Raw genomic sequence first — 14,555 nt, 5'->3', positions numbered from 1 at the left:
ATGGCGTACACGCCACCCGGGTTGTTGGTGAGGCTGAAGCTCAGGCCGCTGGCCGGGGTGTCTTCGTCGGTGGCGCTGGCGGTGCTGATCAGATCGCCCACGGCAGCATTGCCCTCGACCGGGGTGGCCGGGGTGGTGAGGCTGAGCACCGGCGCGTCGTTGAAAGGCGTGACGTTAATGTTGATCACACTGTTGACGACCCCACCTCGGCCGTCGCTGACCTGCACGGTGAAGCTGTCGGCACCGTTGTAGCCGGGGTTTGGCGTGTAGACAAAGGCCCCCGTGCTGGTGTCGAGGGTTACGCTGCCGTTGCTTGTGCCGGACACAAGGCTGTAGCTGAGGGTGCCACCATCGACATCGGAGGCAATAACCTGGCCGTTGAACGGAGCATCTTCGAGGATGTTGTTGGATTGATTACCTGCTACCGGTGCATCGTTGACCGGGGTGATGTTTATGGTCACGGAGCCGGTTGCCGTTTTGGCCCCACCGCTGCCCTGAGCGCCGCTGTTGTTGTCGTTGAGTACGTAATCGACGATGACCGAGGCCGGCGGCGCATCGCTGCCATTACTGTAAGCGATCTGGCTCAGTACGCTGTTGGCCTGGGCGTTGCTGGTGCCGCTGTTGAAGGTGATCTGCAGGGTGCCGTTGGCCATGGCAGTCTGGTCGTAGCTGCCGACCAGAACTCCGCCAAGGCGAACTTCGCCAGCGCTCAGGGTCAGGCTGCCTGTGCCGGTGAAGTCGTCGTCACCGTTTGCGCCGCCACGGCGGCTGAGGGTCAGGCTGGCACCGCCGAAGTCGGCCAGGGTGGCCAGCTCGCGATCACCAAGCGATGCGTTGCTGTCCAGCACCACGGCGCTACCGCCCTCGGTGAAGGTGCGGGTGCCGCTCAGGTTACTGAAGGTCGGAGCATCGTTCACCGAGGCTACGCTCATGGTGATGTTCTGCGTCACTGAACTGCTGCCACCATTGGCGGTGCCGTCACCGTCGTTGACGGTGATGCTGATGGTGCGTGGCGTGGTATCGGGCAGTTGCGACGAGTTGCCATAGGCAATCCGCTGTACGAGTGCGTCCACGGCGACAGGCGTCGCATTGCCGTTGAGGCTGATGGTCAGCGGTATGCCTGCAGTGCCTCCACTGATGGTGCCGATCGAGATTGCACCGCTGCCGAAGTTGTAGAACACATCGCTGCCAGCCACGCTGATCTGCCCGCTGGCTGTGCCCTGGTTGAGCACCGTCAGTTCATCTTGGCTGGCAATACCATTGCCAATGGTGACGACGACACTACCACCATCGAAGTTGCTCGAATCAATGTCAGTCAGCGTTACGCTGCTATCGAGCAGCGTGCGGGTAATGCCAGATGCTGCAGATTCGCTGTAGGTAAAGCTGGTTCTGACACCGCCCAGCGCCGGGGCATCATTGGTGCCGAGAATGCTGACCGTGATGGTTCCGGTGCTGCCGTCCGTTGCCGTCACGGTAAGGGTGTCGGTGTAAGTTTGGCCGGCAACAAGCTGGTTGAGTGGGCCGGTTGTCGTGTAGCTCCACAGGCCATCGCTGCCAAGTTTGAACAGGCCATAGCCACCGCTGCCAGCTGCGTTGCTTATGGGGTTGAAGCTCGGTGCTGGGCCATCAACATCGCTGATGCTGAGGGTGCCGCCGGTGTTAAGGCTGGCATTGCTTTCGATCAGGTTGACGCTGGCCGAACTGATGACGGACAGATCGTTGGTGCCGGTGACGGTGATCACCAGGTTGGCGGTCGAGGTCGCGCCCTGATCGTCGGTGACGGTGTACGGAATGGTCAGCACGGCGGACTGGCCGACGCCCAGGCTCTGGTAGGCGCTGTCGGCCGCGTTGAAGCTGTAGCTACCGTCGCTGTTGAAGGTCAGACCAGCCGGAGCGGCGTTGTTCAGCGCATAGCTGAGGGTGGCGTTGGCATCGACATCGGTGGCGACCACGGAGCCGGAGAGCAGGGCGGCGTCTTCGGCGACGCTGACGCTGGCGGCCTGGGCCACCGGCGCATCGTTGGTGCCGGTGACGGTGATCACCAGGTTGGCGGTCGAGGTCGCGCCCTGATCGTCGGTGACGGTGTACGGAATGGTCAGCACGGCGGACTGGCCGACGCCCAGGCTCTGGTAGGCGCTGTCGGCGGCGTTGAAGCTGTAGCTACCGTCGCTGTTGAAGGTCAGACCAGCCGGAGCGGCGTTGTTCAGCGCATAGCTGAGGGTGGCGTTGGCATCGACATCGGTGGCGACCACGGAGCCGGAGAGCAGGGCGGCGTCTTCGGCGACGCTGACGCTGGCGGCCTGGGCCACCGGCGCATCGTTGGTGCCGGTGACGGTGATCACCAGGTTGGCGGTCGAGGTCGCGCCCTGATCATCGGTGACGGTGTACGGAATGGTCAGCGTGGCGGACTGGCCGACGCCCAGGCTCTGGTAGGCGCTGTTGGCCGCGTTGAAGCTGTAGCTGCCGTCGCTGTTGAAGGTCAGACCAGCCGGAGCGGCGTTGTTCAGCGCATAGCTGAGGGTGGCGTTGGCATCGACATCGGTGGCGACCACGGAGCCGGAGAGCAGCGCGGCGTCTTCGGCGACGCTGACGCTGGCAGCCTGGGCCACCGGTGCATCGTTGGTGCCGGTGACGGTGATCACCAGGTTGGCGGTCGAGGTGGCGCCCTGATCATCGGTGACGGTGTACGGAATGGTCAGCGTGGCGGACTGGCCGACGCCCAGGCTCTGGTAGGCGCTGTCGGCCGCGTTGAAGCTGTAGCTGCCGTCGCTGTTGAAGGTCAGACCGGCCGGAGCGGCGTTGTTCAGCGCATAGTTGAGGGTGGCGTTGGCATCGACATCGGTGGCGACCACGGAGCCGGAGAGCAGGGCGGCGTCTTCGGCGACGCTGACGCTGGCAGCCTGAGCCACCGGCGCATCGTTGGTGCCGGTGACGGTGATGACCAGGTTGGCGGTCGAGGTCCCGCCCTGATCGTCGGTGACGGTGTACGGAATGGTCAGCGTGGCGGACTGGCCGACGCCCAGGCTCTGGTAGGCGCTGTCGGCGGCGTTGAAGCTGTAGCTACCGTCGCTGTTGAAGGTCAGACCAGCCGGAGCAGCGTTGTTCAGCGCATAGCTGAGGGTGGCGTTGGCATCGACATCGGTGGCGACCACGGATCCGGAGAGCAGGGCGGCGTCTTCGGCGACGCTGACGCTGGCAGCCTGGGCCACCGGTGCATCGTTGGTGCCGGTGACGGTGATGACCAGGTTGGCGCTGGAGGTGGCGCCCTGATCGTCGGTGACGGTGTAGGGAATGGTCAGCACGGCGGACTGGCCGACGCCCAGGCTCTGGTAGGCGCTGTCGGCGGCGTTGAAGCTGTAGCTGCCATCGCTGTTGAAGGTCAGACCGGCCGGAGCCGTGCCATTGAGCGCAAAGCTGAGGGTGGCGTTGGCATCGACATCGGTGGCGACCACGGAGCCGGAGAGCAGCGCGGCGTCTTCGGCGACGCTGACGCTGGCAGCCTGGGCCACCGGTGCATCGTTGGTGCCGGTGACGGTGATGGTCACGCTGGCCGGAACACTGACGGCGCCGCTGTTGTCGGTGACGGTGTAGCTGAAGGTTACTTCGCGGCTGGCGCCGACCGGGAGGTCGTCAAACGCGCTGCCCGGATCAAAGCTGTAACTGCCGTCGGCATTGAACGTCAGGTTGCCGGCGCCAGGGCCTGTGATCAGCGTGTAGCGGCTGATCGTGCCGTCGACATCGCTGGCGGCGGGCACGTTGCCGTTGAGCACGGCGTTCTCGCCGGTGCTGGCGGTGCTGTCGCTGGCTTGCGGCGCTCCGTTGATGGCAAGACTGCCTGCAATGCCAGGATTGCCGACCAGGTCGGTATAGCTGCCAGCCGGCACGCTAATGCCGGGAGCGCCGCTGGTGCCGCGGGTGAAGGTGGCGACCCAGGTGGTGGCATCGATCTGCACCAGATCACTGATGGTGCCGCCGCTGCTGGCTATATCGGCGGCGCTGAAACCCTGCACGCTTTCACTGAAACTGAAGCGAATTTGCGTCGATTGACCGATCAGCAGGGATTGCGCTTCGCTACTGATGACCAGGGTCGGGGCGACCGGGTCCAGTTCCTGTGGCGTGCGCGGATTGTCGTTGCGCTCCTGCTCGACGCCTTGCGCCGTGGCCAGTTCGCCTGGGGTGCCGGTGGTATAGCCAACCTCGGCCTGTAGTTGCTGGTTGGTGGCGTCGAGCATGACAAAGCTGTGGCCACCGCCGAAGCTACCTCCACCAGACCCGCCAGCGGCGGCCGGGCCGGCGGCGGTGTCATCCATTTCTGCAGAGGGGTCGACGCCGGCAGTAATGGCCTGCTGCAGCTCTTCGACCGAGGCGTCCTCGTCGACGTCCTGCTGTTTGGCCTCTTCTTCACGCAGCGGCCATTGCTGGTTGTTGCCCAGTTCGATGGCTTTGCCATCGGTGGTCTGCAGAGTGACGGCGCCGAGGTTGCCGGTCAGCAGTTGTTCGCCCTGCAGCAGGCGGTCGCCTTCAAAGATCTGACGCTGAATACCTTCAATGGATACGGCAAATACCTGACCGATGACGCTTTTGATGATGGCAACCACGCTGCTCATTCGCTCACTCCGAATCCATTTAGTTTTGTAGACTGTGTCACAGCTTTGCTAGGGTACTGTTCCGGCACGGCTGGGTGAATAGGTGGCGGACAAATTAATGCCGTCACTTTTATGGCTTATTTCAATTAGCTATAAAGGCTGTGCCAAACTATTGACCGGCTTAAGCCGATCATAAACAATTCGCCGGGTTGATGTCACTTTGATATCAGTTGACGACTGTTCACCGTCACGCGCCATTAAGCCACTTGCCATTGATCAGCCTAGCGGGCCTTGGCCCGCCGCGATTTGACTTCTGTCTATAAGGATTCGACATTCCGATGCGCCGCTCCCTGTCTTTTTCTCTGCTGATGCTGGCCAGTGCGGCAGTTTCGGCCCAGACCCTGCAAGAAGCCATGCAACGCGCCCTGGAGGTGCATCCGGAGGTGAGCGCCGGGGTCAACAGTCGCCTGAGCGCCGATGCCAATCTGCAGGCAGCCAAGGGCGGCTACCTGCCGAGTGTTGACCTGCTGGGCGGTTATGGCCGTGAGGGGACTGACAGTCCCGGTACCCGTACGGACGAGCATGGCTTTCAGACCCTGACCCGTGGCGAGTCCAGCGTACGGCTGCAGCAGATGATCTTCGACGGCTTTGCCACCTCCAGCGAGGTCGGCCGCCAGCGTGCCACGGTCAACTCGCGTGCGTATTCGCTGCTGGGCACTGCCGAGCGCACCGGCCTTGATGTGGTCAATGCCTACCTCAATGTGCTCAAGCGTGAAGAACTGGTCCGTCTGGCCAAGGACAACCTGCGCAGTCACGAGCGCATCTACGACCAGATCCGTCTGCGCAGCCAGCAGGGTGTTGGCCGCATGGCCGACCTCGATCAGGCCGAGGCGCGTCTGGCCCAGGCCCGCAACAACCTGCTGACCGAGGAAGTGAACTTCAATGATGCCCAGGTCAACTACCTGAGCCTGGTTGGCAATGCGCCGGAAGGCTTGAGTGCACCGGTTGGGCTGGTCGGCCAGCTGCCGGAGAGTGTCGAGCAGGCCCGCCGGCAGATGATCGAGGATAACCCGCTGCTGCGTTCGGCCGAGGCCGATGTGCAGGCCACCGAGCAGCAGTACCAGGCGGCCAAATCGGCCTTCTATCCGCGCTTCGATGCCGAACTGTCGCGCAGTGCCGACAACAACCTGGATGGTGATCCGGGCCACAATAACGACTGGCAGGCCATGCTGCGCATGCGCTACAACCTGTTTGCCGGTGGCAGCAACAAGGCCGATCTTGAAGCCAAGTCGTACCAGATCAACGAGGCCATGGATATTCGCAACAACGCCCTGCGCGTATTGAATGAAGACCTCGGCCTGGCCTGGAACGCCTGGGACAACGCCCGCGCCCAGCTGCCGATCGCCGAAGAGTATGTGGATTACAGCAGCAAGGTGCGTACGTCCTACCAGAAGCAGTTCACCCTGGGCGAGCGCAGCCTGCTCGATCTGCTCGACAGTGAGAATGAATTGTTCACCGCTCAACGCCGTCTGCAGGAAGTGAAATTCATCGAGCTGTTTACCCAGTACCGGATCAAGGCCACCATGGGCACCTTGCTCAAGAGTCAGGGCGTAGTGGCACCGATGGCCGCTAACGCGCTGGACGAGGTCAAGAGTCAGGCGCAATTGCCAGGACTGAACTGATCGCCCCTTACTGCCCGGGAATGACCGAGTGACCGCCGAAACCAGTCAAGCGCTACCCACCAGCGATCCGCGTGATCGCTACGATGATCCGCTACTGGACAGTCTGCTGTCGCTGTGTGCTCTGCACCAGAAATCGGTCAGCCGGGCCATGCTCACTGCCGGTCTGCCGCTGCCCGAGCAGCGTCTGACGGCCGAGTTGCTGCCACGTGCAGCTGCGCGTGGCGGTTTGCAGGGGCGCTGGCTGCGTCGTGGCCTCAAGCAGATCCCGGCACTGGCTCTGCCGGCGATGCTCCTGCTCAAGGGGGGGCGCTGCGCCATCCTGCTGGCCTGGGAGGACGATGGCCGGGCGCGCATCATGCCCAGCGAGACCGAAGGCGGCGAGGTCACGGTCGCAGCCGAACTGCTGGAAGCCGACTACAGCGGTGAGGTGTTCTTCGCCCAGCCGCAGCACAAGCTCGATCTGGGTCGTGGCGAGCTGATTCCGCGCACCCAGCGCTGGTTCCGCGACACCCTGCTGCGCTCGCGCTGGCTGTACATCGACGCGGTGGCCGCCAGCCTGCTGATCAACGTGATCGGTCTGCTGGTGCCGCTGTTCACCATGAACGTCTACGATCGCGTGGTGCCCAACCAGGCCGAAGCCACGTTGTGGGTGCTGGCCATCGGTATCAGTGGCGCATTCTTCTTCGACCTGCTGCTCAAGACCCTGCGCGGCCTTTGCCTCGACCTGGCCGGCAAGAAGACCGACCTGATCATCTCCGCCACGCTGTTCGAGCGCATCGTCGGCATGGCCATGAAGCACCGTCCGGCGCGGGTTGGCAGCTTTGCCCAGAACATTCACGAGTTTCAGAGTCTGCGTGATTTTCTCGCCTCGCTGACCCTGGCGAGCGTGATCGACCTGCCGTTCACCCTGCTGGTCCTGCTGGTCATTGCCCTGATTGGCGGGCACCTGGCGTGGATTCCGCTGCTGGCCTTCCCGCTGGCGTTCGCCATCAACTGGGCGCTGCAGAAACCGCTGGTGGAAACCATCGACCGCACCCTGGCGCTGTCCGCCGAGCGCCAGTCGAGCCTGATCGAGACGCTTGCCGGCCTTGATGCGGTCAAGGTCAACAACGCCGAGAGCGAGCGCCAGTACCTGTGGGAGCAGACCATTGGCACCCTCAGCCGTCTGGAGCTGCGGGTGAAGATGCTCTCCAGTCTGGCGATGAACCTGACCCTGCTGCTGCAGCAGATGGCCGGCGTACTGATGATCGTGCTGGGCGTCTACCTGATCATCGCCGGTGATCTCAGCATGGGTGGCCTGATTGCCTGCTACATGCTCAATGGCCGTGCGCTCGGTCCGCTGACCCAGATGTCCGGGCTGCTGACCCGTTACCAGCAGGCCAAGCTGACCATGACCAACGTCGAGCAGATGATGGCCCTGCCGCAGGAGCGGGTAGAGGACGAGCGCCCGCTCAAGCGCCAGAACCTGCAGGGCGCCATCGAGTTCCGCAAGGTCGATTTCAGCTACCCGAACCAGCAGCAGGCGGCGCTCAGGGGCATCAATCTGGTGGTCCGGCCGGGCGAGAAGATCGGCATCATCGGCCGCAGCGGCTCGGGCAAAAGCTCCCTGGCCAAGCTGATCGTCGGCCTCTACCAGCCCGAGGCCGGCAGCCTGCTGGTCGACGGCATCGACAGCCGGCAGCTGGACGTCAGCGACCTGCGCCACAACATCGGTTACGTGCCGCAGGATATCCAGCTGTTTGCCGGCACCCTGCGCGACAACCTGGTCAGCGGCGCGCGCTATGTCGAGGACGATCTGGTGCTGCAGGCCGCCGAGCTGGCCGGGGTGCACGAGTTTGCCCGGCTGCACCCGGAAGGCTACGAAATGCAGGTGGGTGAGCGCGGACAGAATCTTTCCGGCGGTCAGCGGCAGAACGTGGCCTTGGCCCGCGCGCTGCTGCTCGATCCGCCGATCCTGCTGCTGGACGAGCCCACCAGCTCGATGGACAACACCGGCGAGGAGCGCCTCAAGCAGCGCCTGCAGTCCCTGCTGGCCAACAAGACTCTGCTGCTGGTGACCCACCGCGCGTCCATGCTCAGCCTGGTGGATCGTCTGGTGATCATCGATCGCGGGCAGATTATTGCCGACGGCCCGAAAGAGTCGGTCATGGATGCCTTGAAGCGGGGACAGATCAGTGTCAGCTAAATCGTTTCAGGGTCATAAATCGTTTCTGCAGAGGTGGCGCGAAGTGCTGCGTGCCTACTTCGGCGCCGGCGACCCGCTTGGCGACGAACCGCTGCCGGAAGTCAGCAAGGCTCTGGTAGAAGATGCCCCGCGCGTGGTGCGTCTGACGATCTGGGCACTGGTCGGCTTTTTCCTGTTCGCTCTGCTGTGGGCGCATTTCGCCGTGGTCGACGAGGTCACCCGCGGAGATGGCAAGGCGATTCCTTCATCCAAACTGCAGAAGATCCAGAACCTGGAAGGTGGCATCGTCGCCGAGCTGTTTGTCCGCGAGGGGCAACTGGTGGAAAAGGGCGATGCCCTGCTGCGCCTGGATGACACGCGCTTCGCCTCGAATGTCGGCGAGACCGAGGCTGACCGCCTGTCGTTGCTGATGCAGGTCGAGCGTCTGCGCGCCGAGGTTGACGGCCGTGAGCTGGCAGTGCCGGCGGAGGTGCAGGAAAAGGCGCCGGGCCTGGCCGACAGCGAGCGCGAGCTGTTTACCAGCCGCCAGCAGCAGCTAACCGATGAGGTGGCCGGTCTGGAGGAGCAACTGGTACAGCGGCAGCAGGAGCTGCGCGAGTTCCAGTCCAAGCAGGGACAGGTGCGCAACAGTCTCAACCTGCTGCGTCAGGAAATCCGCATGTCCGAGCCGCTGGTGGCCGAGGGCGCGATTTCCCAGGTGGAAGTGTTGCGCCTCAAGCGTGCCGAAGTGGAAAGCCAGGGCGAGCTGGAAGCCACCGGGCTGGCGATTCCGCGTGCGGAGTCGGCGATTGTCGAGGTGCAGCGCAAGATCGAGGAAACCCGCTCGCGCTTTCGGAGCGAGGCGCTGACCCAGCTCAATGAGGTGAGCACCGAACTGAACAAGATCCAGGCCACCGGCAAGGCGCTGGAGGATCGGGTCAAGCGTACCCTGGTGATCTCACCGGTGCGCGGCATCGTCAAGCAGCTGCTGGTCAACACCATCGGCGGAGTGATCCAGCCGGGCAGCGATATGGTCGAGGTGGTGCCGCTGGACGATCACCTGTTGGTGGAGGCGCGCATTCGTCCCCAGGACATCGCCTTCCTCCATCCGGGCCAGGAGGCGGTGGTCAAGTTCACGGCCTATGACTACACCATCTACGGCGGGCTCAAGGCCAAGCTGGTCAATATCGGTGCCGACAGCATCACCGACGAGGAAGGCAACAGCTTCTACGTGATCCAGCTGCGCACGGAGAAGAGCCATCTGGGCACCGAGAAGAATCCGCTGCTGATCATTCCCGGCATGGTGGCGTCGGTTGACATCATCACCGGCAAGAAGAGCGTGTTGTCGTACCTGCTCAAGCCTATTCTGCGGGCGCAGTCTGAGGCGTTGAGGGAGCGCTAGACGCTCGGTGCTCAACCGCTTTTCGCGCTGGTTGCGGGCTTTGGTTTCGCCCTTGCCGGGCGACTCACTTTCTTTGCTTGTGCAAATAAAGTAAGCAAAGAAACACACCCCTTCATCCGGCCCTGCGCTGCGCGCAGGGTCCGCTCACTCCATCGCTGCTCTAAGGGCCGGCGTACAAGGTCCGTCCCTGGACCTTTACGCCTCAAGCGGCCGTCCAGGCCGCTTGCCCCTCTACGCAACGACTCCGTTCGCCCTCCTCAAGGGGCATTCAGTGCGGCCTGCCAGACCGTGCAAAAGAAGCGAAATCAAAGGCAAGAACAGATCAGGCAACTCTGAGCCGAGTCCCCGTCAGGAGGCCGAGTGGAGGTGTTGCGTAGGGGGACGAGCGGCCCGGATGGCCGCGAGAGGCATAACGGGACAGGGAAGTCCCGTGTATGCCGGCCCCCGAAGCATCACCGGAGGGAGGGAAGTCGCGCGCAGCGCGACCCGGATGTCGGGGTGGCCTTCTCTTTGGTTTCTTTCTCTTGGCCAGGCAAGAGAAAGAAACTCGCCCGGAAAGGGCGAAATCAGAACCCTCAGCCAGCGCAGCAAATGGCCAGGCTTCGGCCAAAGAAGCCAACCAAACCTCGCAATACCCAAGCAGACCGTGGCTTTCCGTGTCTTGAAAGGTTACTCAACAAACAGCTTTTGTACTGCCGAGAAGTCCAGCTCGCCATGCCCCTGCTTGAGCAGCAGGCGGTACAGCTGCAGAGCCAGGGCGCCCATCGGCGTGCTGCTGGCGGTGAGTTGGGCCGCTTCCTGGGCCAGCCCCAGGTCCTTGGCCATCAGCTGGCTCATAAAGCCGCCGGAGTAGCCCTTGGACGCCGGGGCATTCTCCATCACCCCCGGCCAGGGGTTGTACTTCTCCAGCACCCAGTTGCCGCCCGAGCTCTGGCGCATGATCTCGGCCAGGGTGGCCGCGTCCAGGCCATTGGCCACGCCAAGCGCCAGGGCCTCGGCGGTGCCGATCATCTGCACCGCCAGCAACTGGTTGTTGCACACCTTGGCCACCTGGCCGGCGCCGTCGGGGCCGGCGTGGAACAGGTTCTTGCCCATGGCGGACAGCACCGGGCGGGCGCGCTCCAGTGTCTCGGCCTGCCCGCCGACCATAAAGGTCAGGGTGCCAGCCGCCGCGCCGGCGGTGCCACCGGATACCGGCGCATCGAGCATGGCGACGCCGCGCGCGCTGGCGGCGGCGTGGACCTTGCGCGCCGACTCCGGGGCGATGGTCGAGCATTCCAGCACCAGGCTGCCGGGGGCGATCTGCGCCATCAGACTGCTGTTGCCCAGATACAGGCCCTCGACATGACGGCTGGCCGGCAGCATGGACACCACCACCTCGGCTCCGGCCACCGCCTCGGCGGCGCTGGCGGCCGCTGTGGCCCCCTCGATTGCCAGGCTGTCGACGGTGCTCTGCACCAGGTCGAATACGCGCAGGGCGAAGCCGGCTTTCAGCAGGTTGCGGGCCATGGGCAGGCCCATGTGGCCAAGGCCGATAAAGGCGATTGTCGTCATTGTTGTTCTCCTTGTTGCGACAGGTGGCAGGTGCGAGTGGTCTCTGGGATCAGAGATCGGCTAGCGGGTGTGTGCCGTCCCACGCCGGGTGGAAGTGCGCCTCGATGGCCGCCGGCGGGATATGCGCCACGTCAGGCCAGTGCCAGCGGGGCTGGTGGTCCTTGTCGATCAGCCGGGCACGCACGCCCTCGGGGAATTCCGGGTGGCGGCAGCAGTTCAGCGCCATGGCGTACTCCAGGCGGAACACCTCGCCCAGCGACAGGTGGCGGGCGCGGCGAATTTGCTCCCACACCAGGTGGCCGGTCAGCGGGCAGCCGCCGGCGACCGTCTTGGCCGCGCGGGCCAGCAGGCCGTCGTCGTCCTCGCGGAGGGAGAGCAGGGCATGCCAGGCGCTGGGCAGGTCGGGTACATCCAGCAGCGCGTCGAGACGTGCCCGGCGCGGCAGCCACTGGGCTTCGGGCAACTGGCTGCGGGCCTCGTGCTCCAGGGCCTGGAGCAGGCTGAGTAGTTGCGCCTGTGGTTGTTCCTGCCAGTTGATCTGCACCAGGCCGTCGAGCAGCGCGTCCTGCTGCTCGTCGAGTAGGAAACGGTCGGCCAGGTTCAGGTCCAGCGCGTCGCGGGCGTTGATCGGGCTGGCGGTCAGGCCCAGGAACAGGCCGAGCCGACCCGGCAGGCGCGCGAGGAACCAGCTGCCGCCGACATCCGGGAACAGGCCGATATTGACCTCGGGCATGCCCAGCCGGCTGCTGGGGGTGACGATGCGAATGCCGGCACCCTGCATCAGGCCCATGCCGCCGCCCAGCACGTGGCCGTGTGCCCAGCAGATCAGCGGCTTGGGGTAGGTGTGGATGCGGTGGTCCAGGCGGTATTCGTCGGCGAAGAAGCGCTTGGCCAGTTCCGGCACGGTGCCAGGTGCCTCGCGGCACTGCTGCACCAGTTGCACCACATCGCCGCCGGCGCAGAAGGCCTTGGGGCCGGCGCCGCGCAGCAGCACGCAGGCGATGGCCGGGTCTTCGGCCCAGCGTTTGAGGTGGGCGTCGAGCGCCTCGACCATCGGCAGGCTCAGGGCGTTGAGGCTCTTCTCGGCGTTGAGGGTGGCCACGCCGATGCGCGCGCCGTGGGGGGCGATGAGTTCCTCGAAGTGCACGTTCATCATTTGTTCCGCCCTTATTTGTTGCGCCATTGGGGATCGCGCTTTTCGAGGAAGGCGTTGACGCCCTCGCGGGTGTCGTCGGCATCGAACAGATCGACGAAACGCTCGCGCTCCTCCGGCAGCCAGGTGCTGGGTCCGCGGGAGCGGGCACCCTGGATCAGCGGTTTGATCGCGCGCACCGCCACCGGGCTCTGCCGCGCGACGCGGGAGGCCAGCAGCAGGGCATGGCCACGGGCTTCGCCAGTATCGACCACCTGCTCGATGAGACCGATGCGCAGGGCTGTCTCGGCATCGACGCGCTCGCCGCAGAGGATCATGCGCTTGGCCCAGCCTTCGCCCACCAGCCAGGCCAGGTTCTGGGTGCCGCCGGCGCAGGGCAGCAGGCCCACCGCGGCTTCCGGCAGGGCCATCTGCGCCTGGCGCTCGGCGATGCGGATGTCGCAGGCCAGCGCGCACTCCAGCCCGCCGCCCATGGCGTAGCCGTTGATCGCGGCGATCGACACGCCACGGAAGTGGCTCAGCGCCTCGAAGGCTTCGCCGAAGCGACGGGCCATCTCGCGGGCGCGGGCCTTGTCGCCGTCGGCGAACAGGTTGAGGTCGGCGCCGGCGGAGAAGAACTTGCTGCCCTGACCGGTGATCACCAGGGCATAGATGTCATCGTCGTGGTTGAGGTGCTCGATCAGTTGCTTGAGGCCGATCAGCGAGTCACGGTCCCAGGTGTTGGCCGGCGGATGATTGATGGTGATCAGCGCGGTGTGGCCGTGCTTTTCCACGGTCAGCTTGTGGGTCAGGTCGAAGGGGCCGGACTTGTAGGTTTCGATGGCGGTGCTCATGGGGTCTCCTTGTCTTACAGCAGGCGATCGAGCATGCCGCCCTGCTCGAGCAGGCGGCGCGCGGTGATCACCCGCATGATTTCATTGGTGCCTTCGAGAATCTGGTGCACGCGACTGTCGCGCACCCAGCGTTCCAGCGGGTAGTCGTTGAGGTAGCCGTAGCCGCCGTGCAGCTGCAGGGCCTCGTTGCATACCGTGAAGCAGTGATCGGTGGCGAAGCGCTTGGCCATGGCGCAGTACAGCGTGGCCTCGGGGTGGCGGGCGTCGAGCTTGGCGGCGGCCAGGCGCACCATCTGCCGGCTGGCCGTCAGGTCGGTGAGCATGTCGGCCAGCTTGAACTGCAGGGCCTGGAACTCGGCCAGGGCTTTGCCGAACTGCTTGCGCTCCTCCACATAGCGCAGGCTCTGCTCCAGCGCGGCCTGGGCGGCGCCCAGCGAGCAGCTGGCGATGTTGATGCGGCCGCCGTCCAGGCCCTTCATGGCGTAGACGAAGCCCTGGCCCTCCGGACCGATGCGGTTGCCCGCCGGGATGCGCACGCCCTCGAAGCTGATGGTACGGGTCGGCTGCGCGCGCCAGCCCATCTTCAGCTCGTTACGGCCATACTTCACCCCGGGCGCGTCGCCGGGCACCAGGAAGCAGGAGATGCCCTTGGCGCCGTCCTCGCCGGTGCGCGCCATAACGATCAAGACATCCGTACTTCCCGCGCCGGAGATAAAGCACTTGCTGCCGTCCAGCACGTAGTCGTCGCCGTCGCGGCGGGCGCGGGTGCGCAGGTGAGCGGCGTCGGAGCCGGCGTCCGGCTCGGTCAGGCAGTAGGAGGCCAGCAGCTGGCCGCTGGTCAGTCGGGGCAGCCAGGCGTCCTTGAGCGCCTGGTCGCCAAAGCTGGCGAGCATCCAGCTGGCCATATTGTGGATGGTCAGGAAGGCCGTGGTGGCGATGCAGCCGGCGGCCAGCTGTTCGAAGATCAGTGAAGCCGACAGCCGTGACAGGCCCAGACCGCCGTCTTCTTCCGGCAGGTACAGGGCCAGGTAGCCCTGCTCGGCGGCGCGCTTGATCACGTCCACCGGAAAATGGTGCTCGCGGTCCCACTCGGCGGCGTGCGGGGTCAGCTCCGCAGCGGCGAAGGCGCGGGCGCTGTCGACCAGCAGGCGTTGTTCTTCACTGAGTTCGAAATCCATGGG

The 14,555-nt window shown here is 64.8% G+C and carries 8 protein-coding genes; 3 read left to right on the top strand and 5 right to left on the bottom strand.

Annotated features, from left to right (window positions below; translation table 11 throughout):
• Positions 1-4,607: retention module-containing protein (locus HNP49_RS11690; RefSeq protein WP_184683426.1), on the bottom strand; the 4,607-nt coding region annotated here is incomplete at its 3' end.
• 317 nt (positions 4,608-4,924) lie between these two features.
• On the opposite strand from HNP49_RS11690, the gene HNP49_RS11685 reads away from it, so the two are divergent.
• Genes HNP49_RS11685 through HNP49_RS11675 form a run of 3 tightly spaced genes read left to right on the top strand, consistent with a single transcriptional unit; the run spans position 4,925 to position 9,834 of the window.
• A complete protein-coding gene (locus HNP49_RS11685) occupies positions 4,925-6,268 on the top strand; it encodes a TolC family outer membrane protein (protein WP_184683419.1) in 1,344 nt (447 codons plus the stop codon).
• Positions 6,269-6,296: 28 nt separating this feature from the next.
• Entirely contained in the window at positions 6,297-8,453 is a 2,157-nt protein-coding gene (locus HNP49_RS11680; RefSeq protein ID WP_184683417.1) for a type I secretion system permease/ATPase, read from the top strand.
• A 43-nt stretch (positions 8,454-8,496) separates the two neighbouring features.
• A complete protein-coding gene (locus HNP49_RS11675; protein WP_184683415.1) occupies positions 8,497-9,834 on the top strand; it encodes an HlyD family type I secretion periplasmic adaptor subunit in 1,338 nt (445 codons plus the stop codon).
• A gap of 669 nt (positions 9,835-10,503) precedes the next feature.
• Here the strand turns inward: HNP49_RS11675 and mmsB are convergent.
• The 4 genes from mmsB to HNP49_RS11655 are packed head-to-tail and all read right to left on the bottom strand — an operon-like array spanning position 10,504 to position 14,552.
• Entirely contained in the window at positions 10,504-11,388 is an 885-nt protein-coding gene (gene mmsB / locus HNP49_RS11670; protein WP_184683413.1) for a 3-hydroxyisobutyrate dehydrogenase, read from the bottom strand.
• 49 nt (positions 11,389-11,437) lie between these two features.
• The gene (locus tag HNP49_RS11665) at positions 11,438-12,541 is read right to left on the bottom strand and encodes an enoyl-CoA hydratase/isomerase family protein (RefSeq protein WP_184683451.1); all 1,104 of its coding nucleotides are present in this window, start codon (positions 12,539-12,541) and stop codon (positions 11,438-11,440) included.
• Positions 12,542-12,555: 14 nt separating this feature from the next.
• On the bottom strand, positions 12,556-13,374 hold the full coding sequence (locus HNP49_RS11660; RefSeq protein WP_184683411.1) for an enoyl-CoA hydratase: 819 nt from the start codon (positions 13,372-13,374) through the stop codon (positions 12,556-12,558).
• 14 nt (positions 13,375-13,388) lie between these two features.
• Positions 13,389-14,552: an isobutyryl-CoA dehydrogenase gene (locus HNP49_RS11655; protein WP_184683408.1), complete on the bottom strand. Its 1,164-nt coding sequence runs from the start codon at positions 14,550-14,552 to the stop codon at positions 13,389-13,391.
• Positions 14,553-14,555: the final 3 nt, after the last annotated feature.

The organism is Pseudomonas fluvialis (genome assembly GCF_014207935.1).
In the GTDB taxonomy this organism is placed as follows: Bacteria; Pseudomonadota; Gammaproteobacteria; order Pseudomonadales; family Pseudomonadaceae; genus Aquipseudomonas; species Aquipseudomonas fluvialis_A.
Note: the sequence above shows the minus strand (reverse complement) of the source record. Positions and strands in the feature narration are given on the sequence as shown.

What these genes read in the sequence shown, in the direction of transcription:
- HNP49_RS11685 (WP_184683419.1), top strand. Translation starts at nt 4,925, where the DNA reads ATGCGCCGCTCCCTGTCTTTTTCTCTGCTGATGCTGGCCAGTGCGGCA.
- mmsB (WP_184683413.1), bottom strand. Translation starts at nt 11,388, where the DNA reads ATGACGACAATCGCCTTTATCGGCCTTGGCCACATGGGCCTGCCCATG.
- HNP49_RS11665 (WP_184683451.1), bottom strand. Translation starts at nt 12,541, where the DNA reads ATGAACGTGCACTTCGAGGAACTCATCGCCCCCCACGGCGCGCGCATC.
- HNP49_RS11660 (WP_184683411.1), bottom strand. Translation starts at nt 13,374, where the DNA reads ATGAGCACCGCCATCGAAACCTACAAGTCCGGCCCCTTCGACCTGACC.
- HNP49_RS11655 (WP_184683408.1), bottom strand. Translation starts at nt 14,552, where the DNA reads ATGGATTTCGAACTCAGTGAAGAACAACGCCTGCTGGTCGACAGCGCC.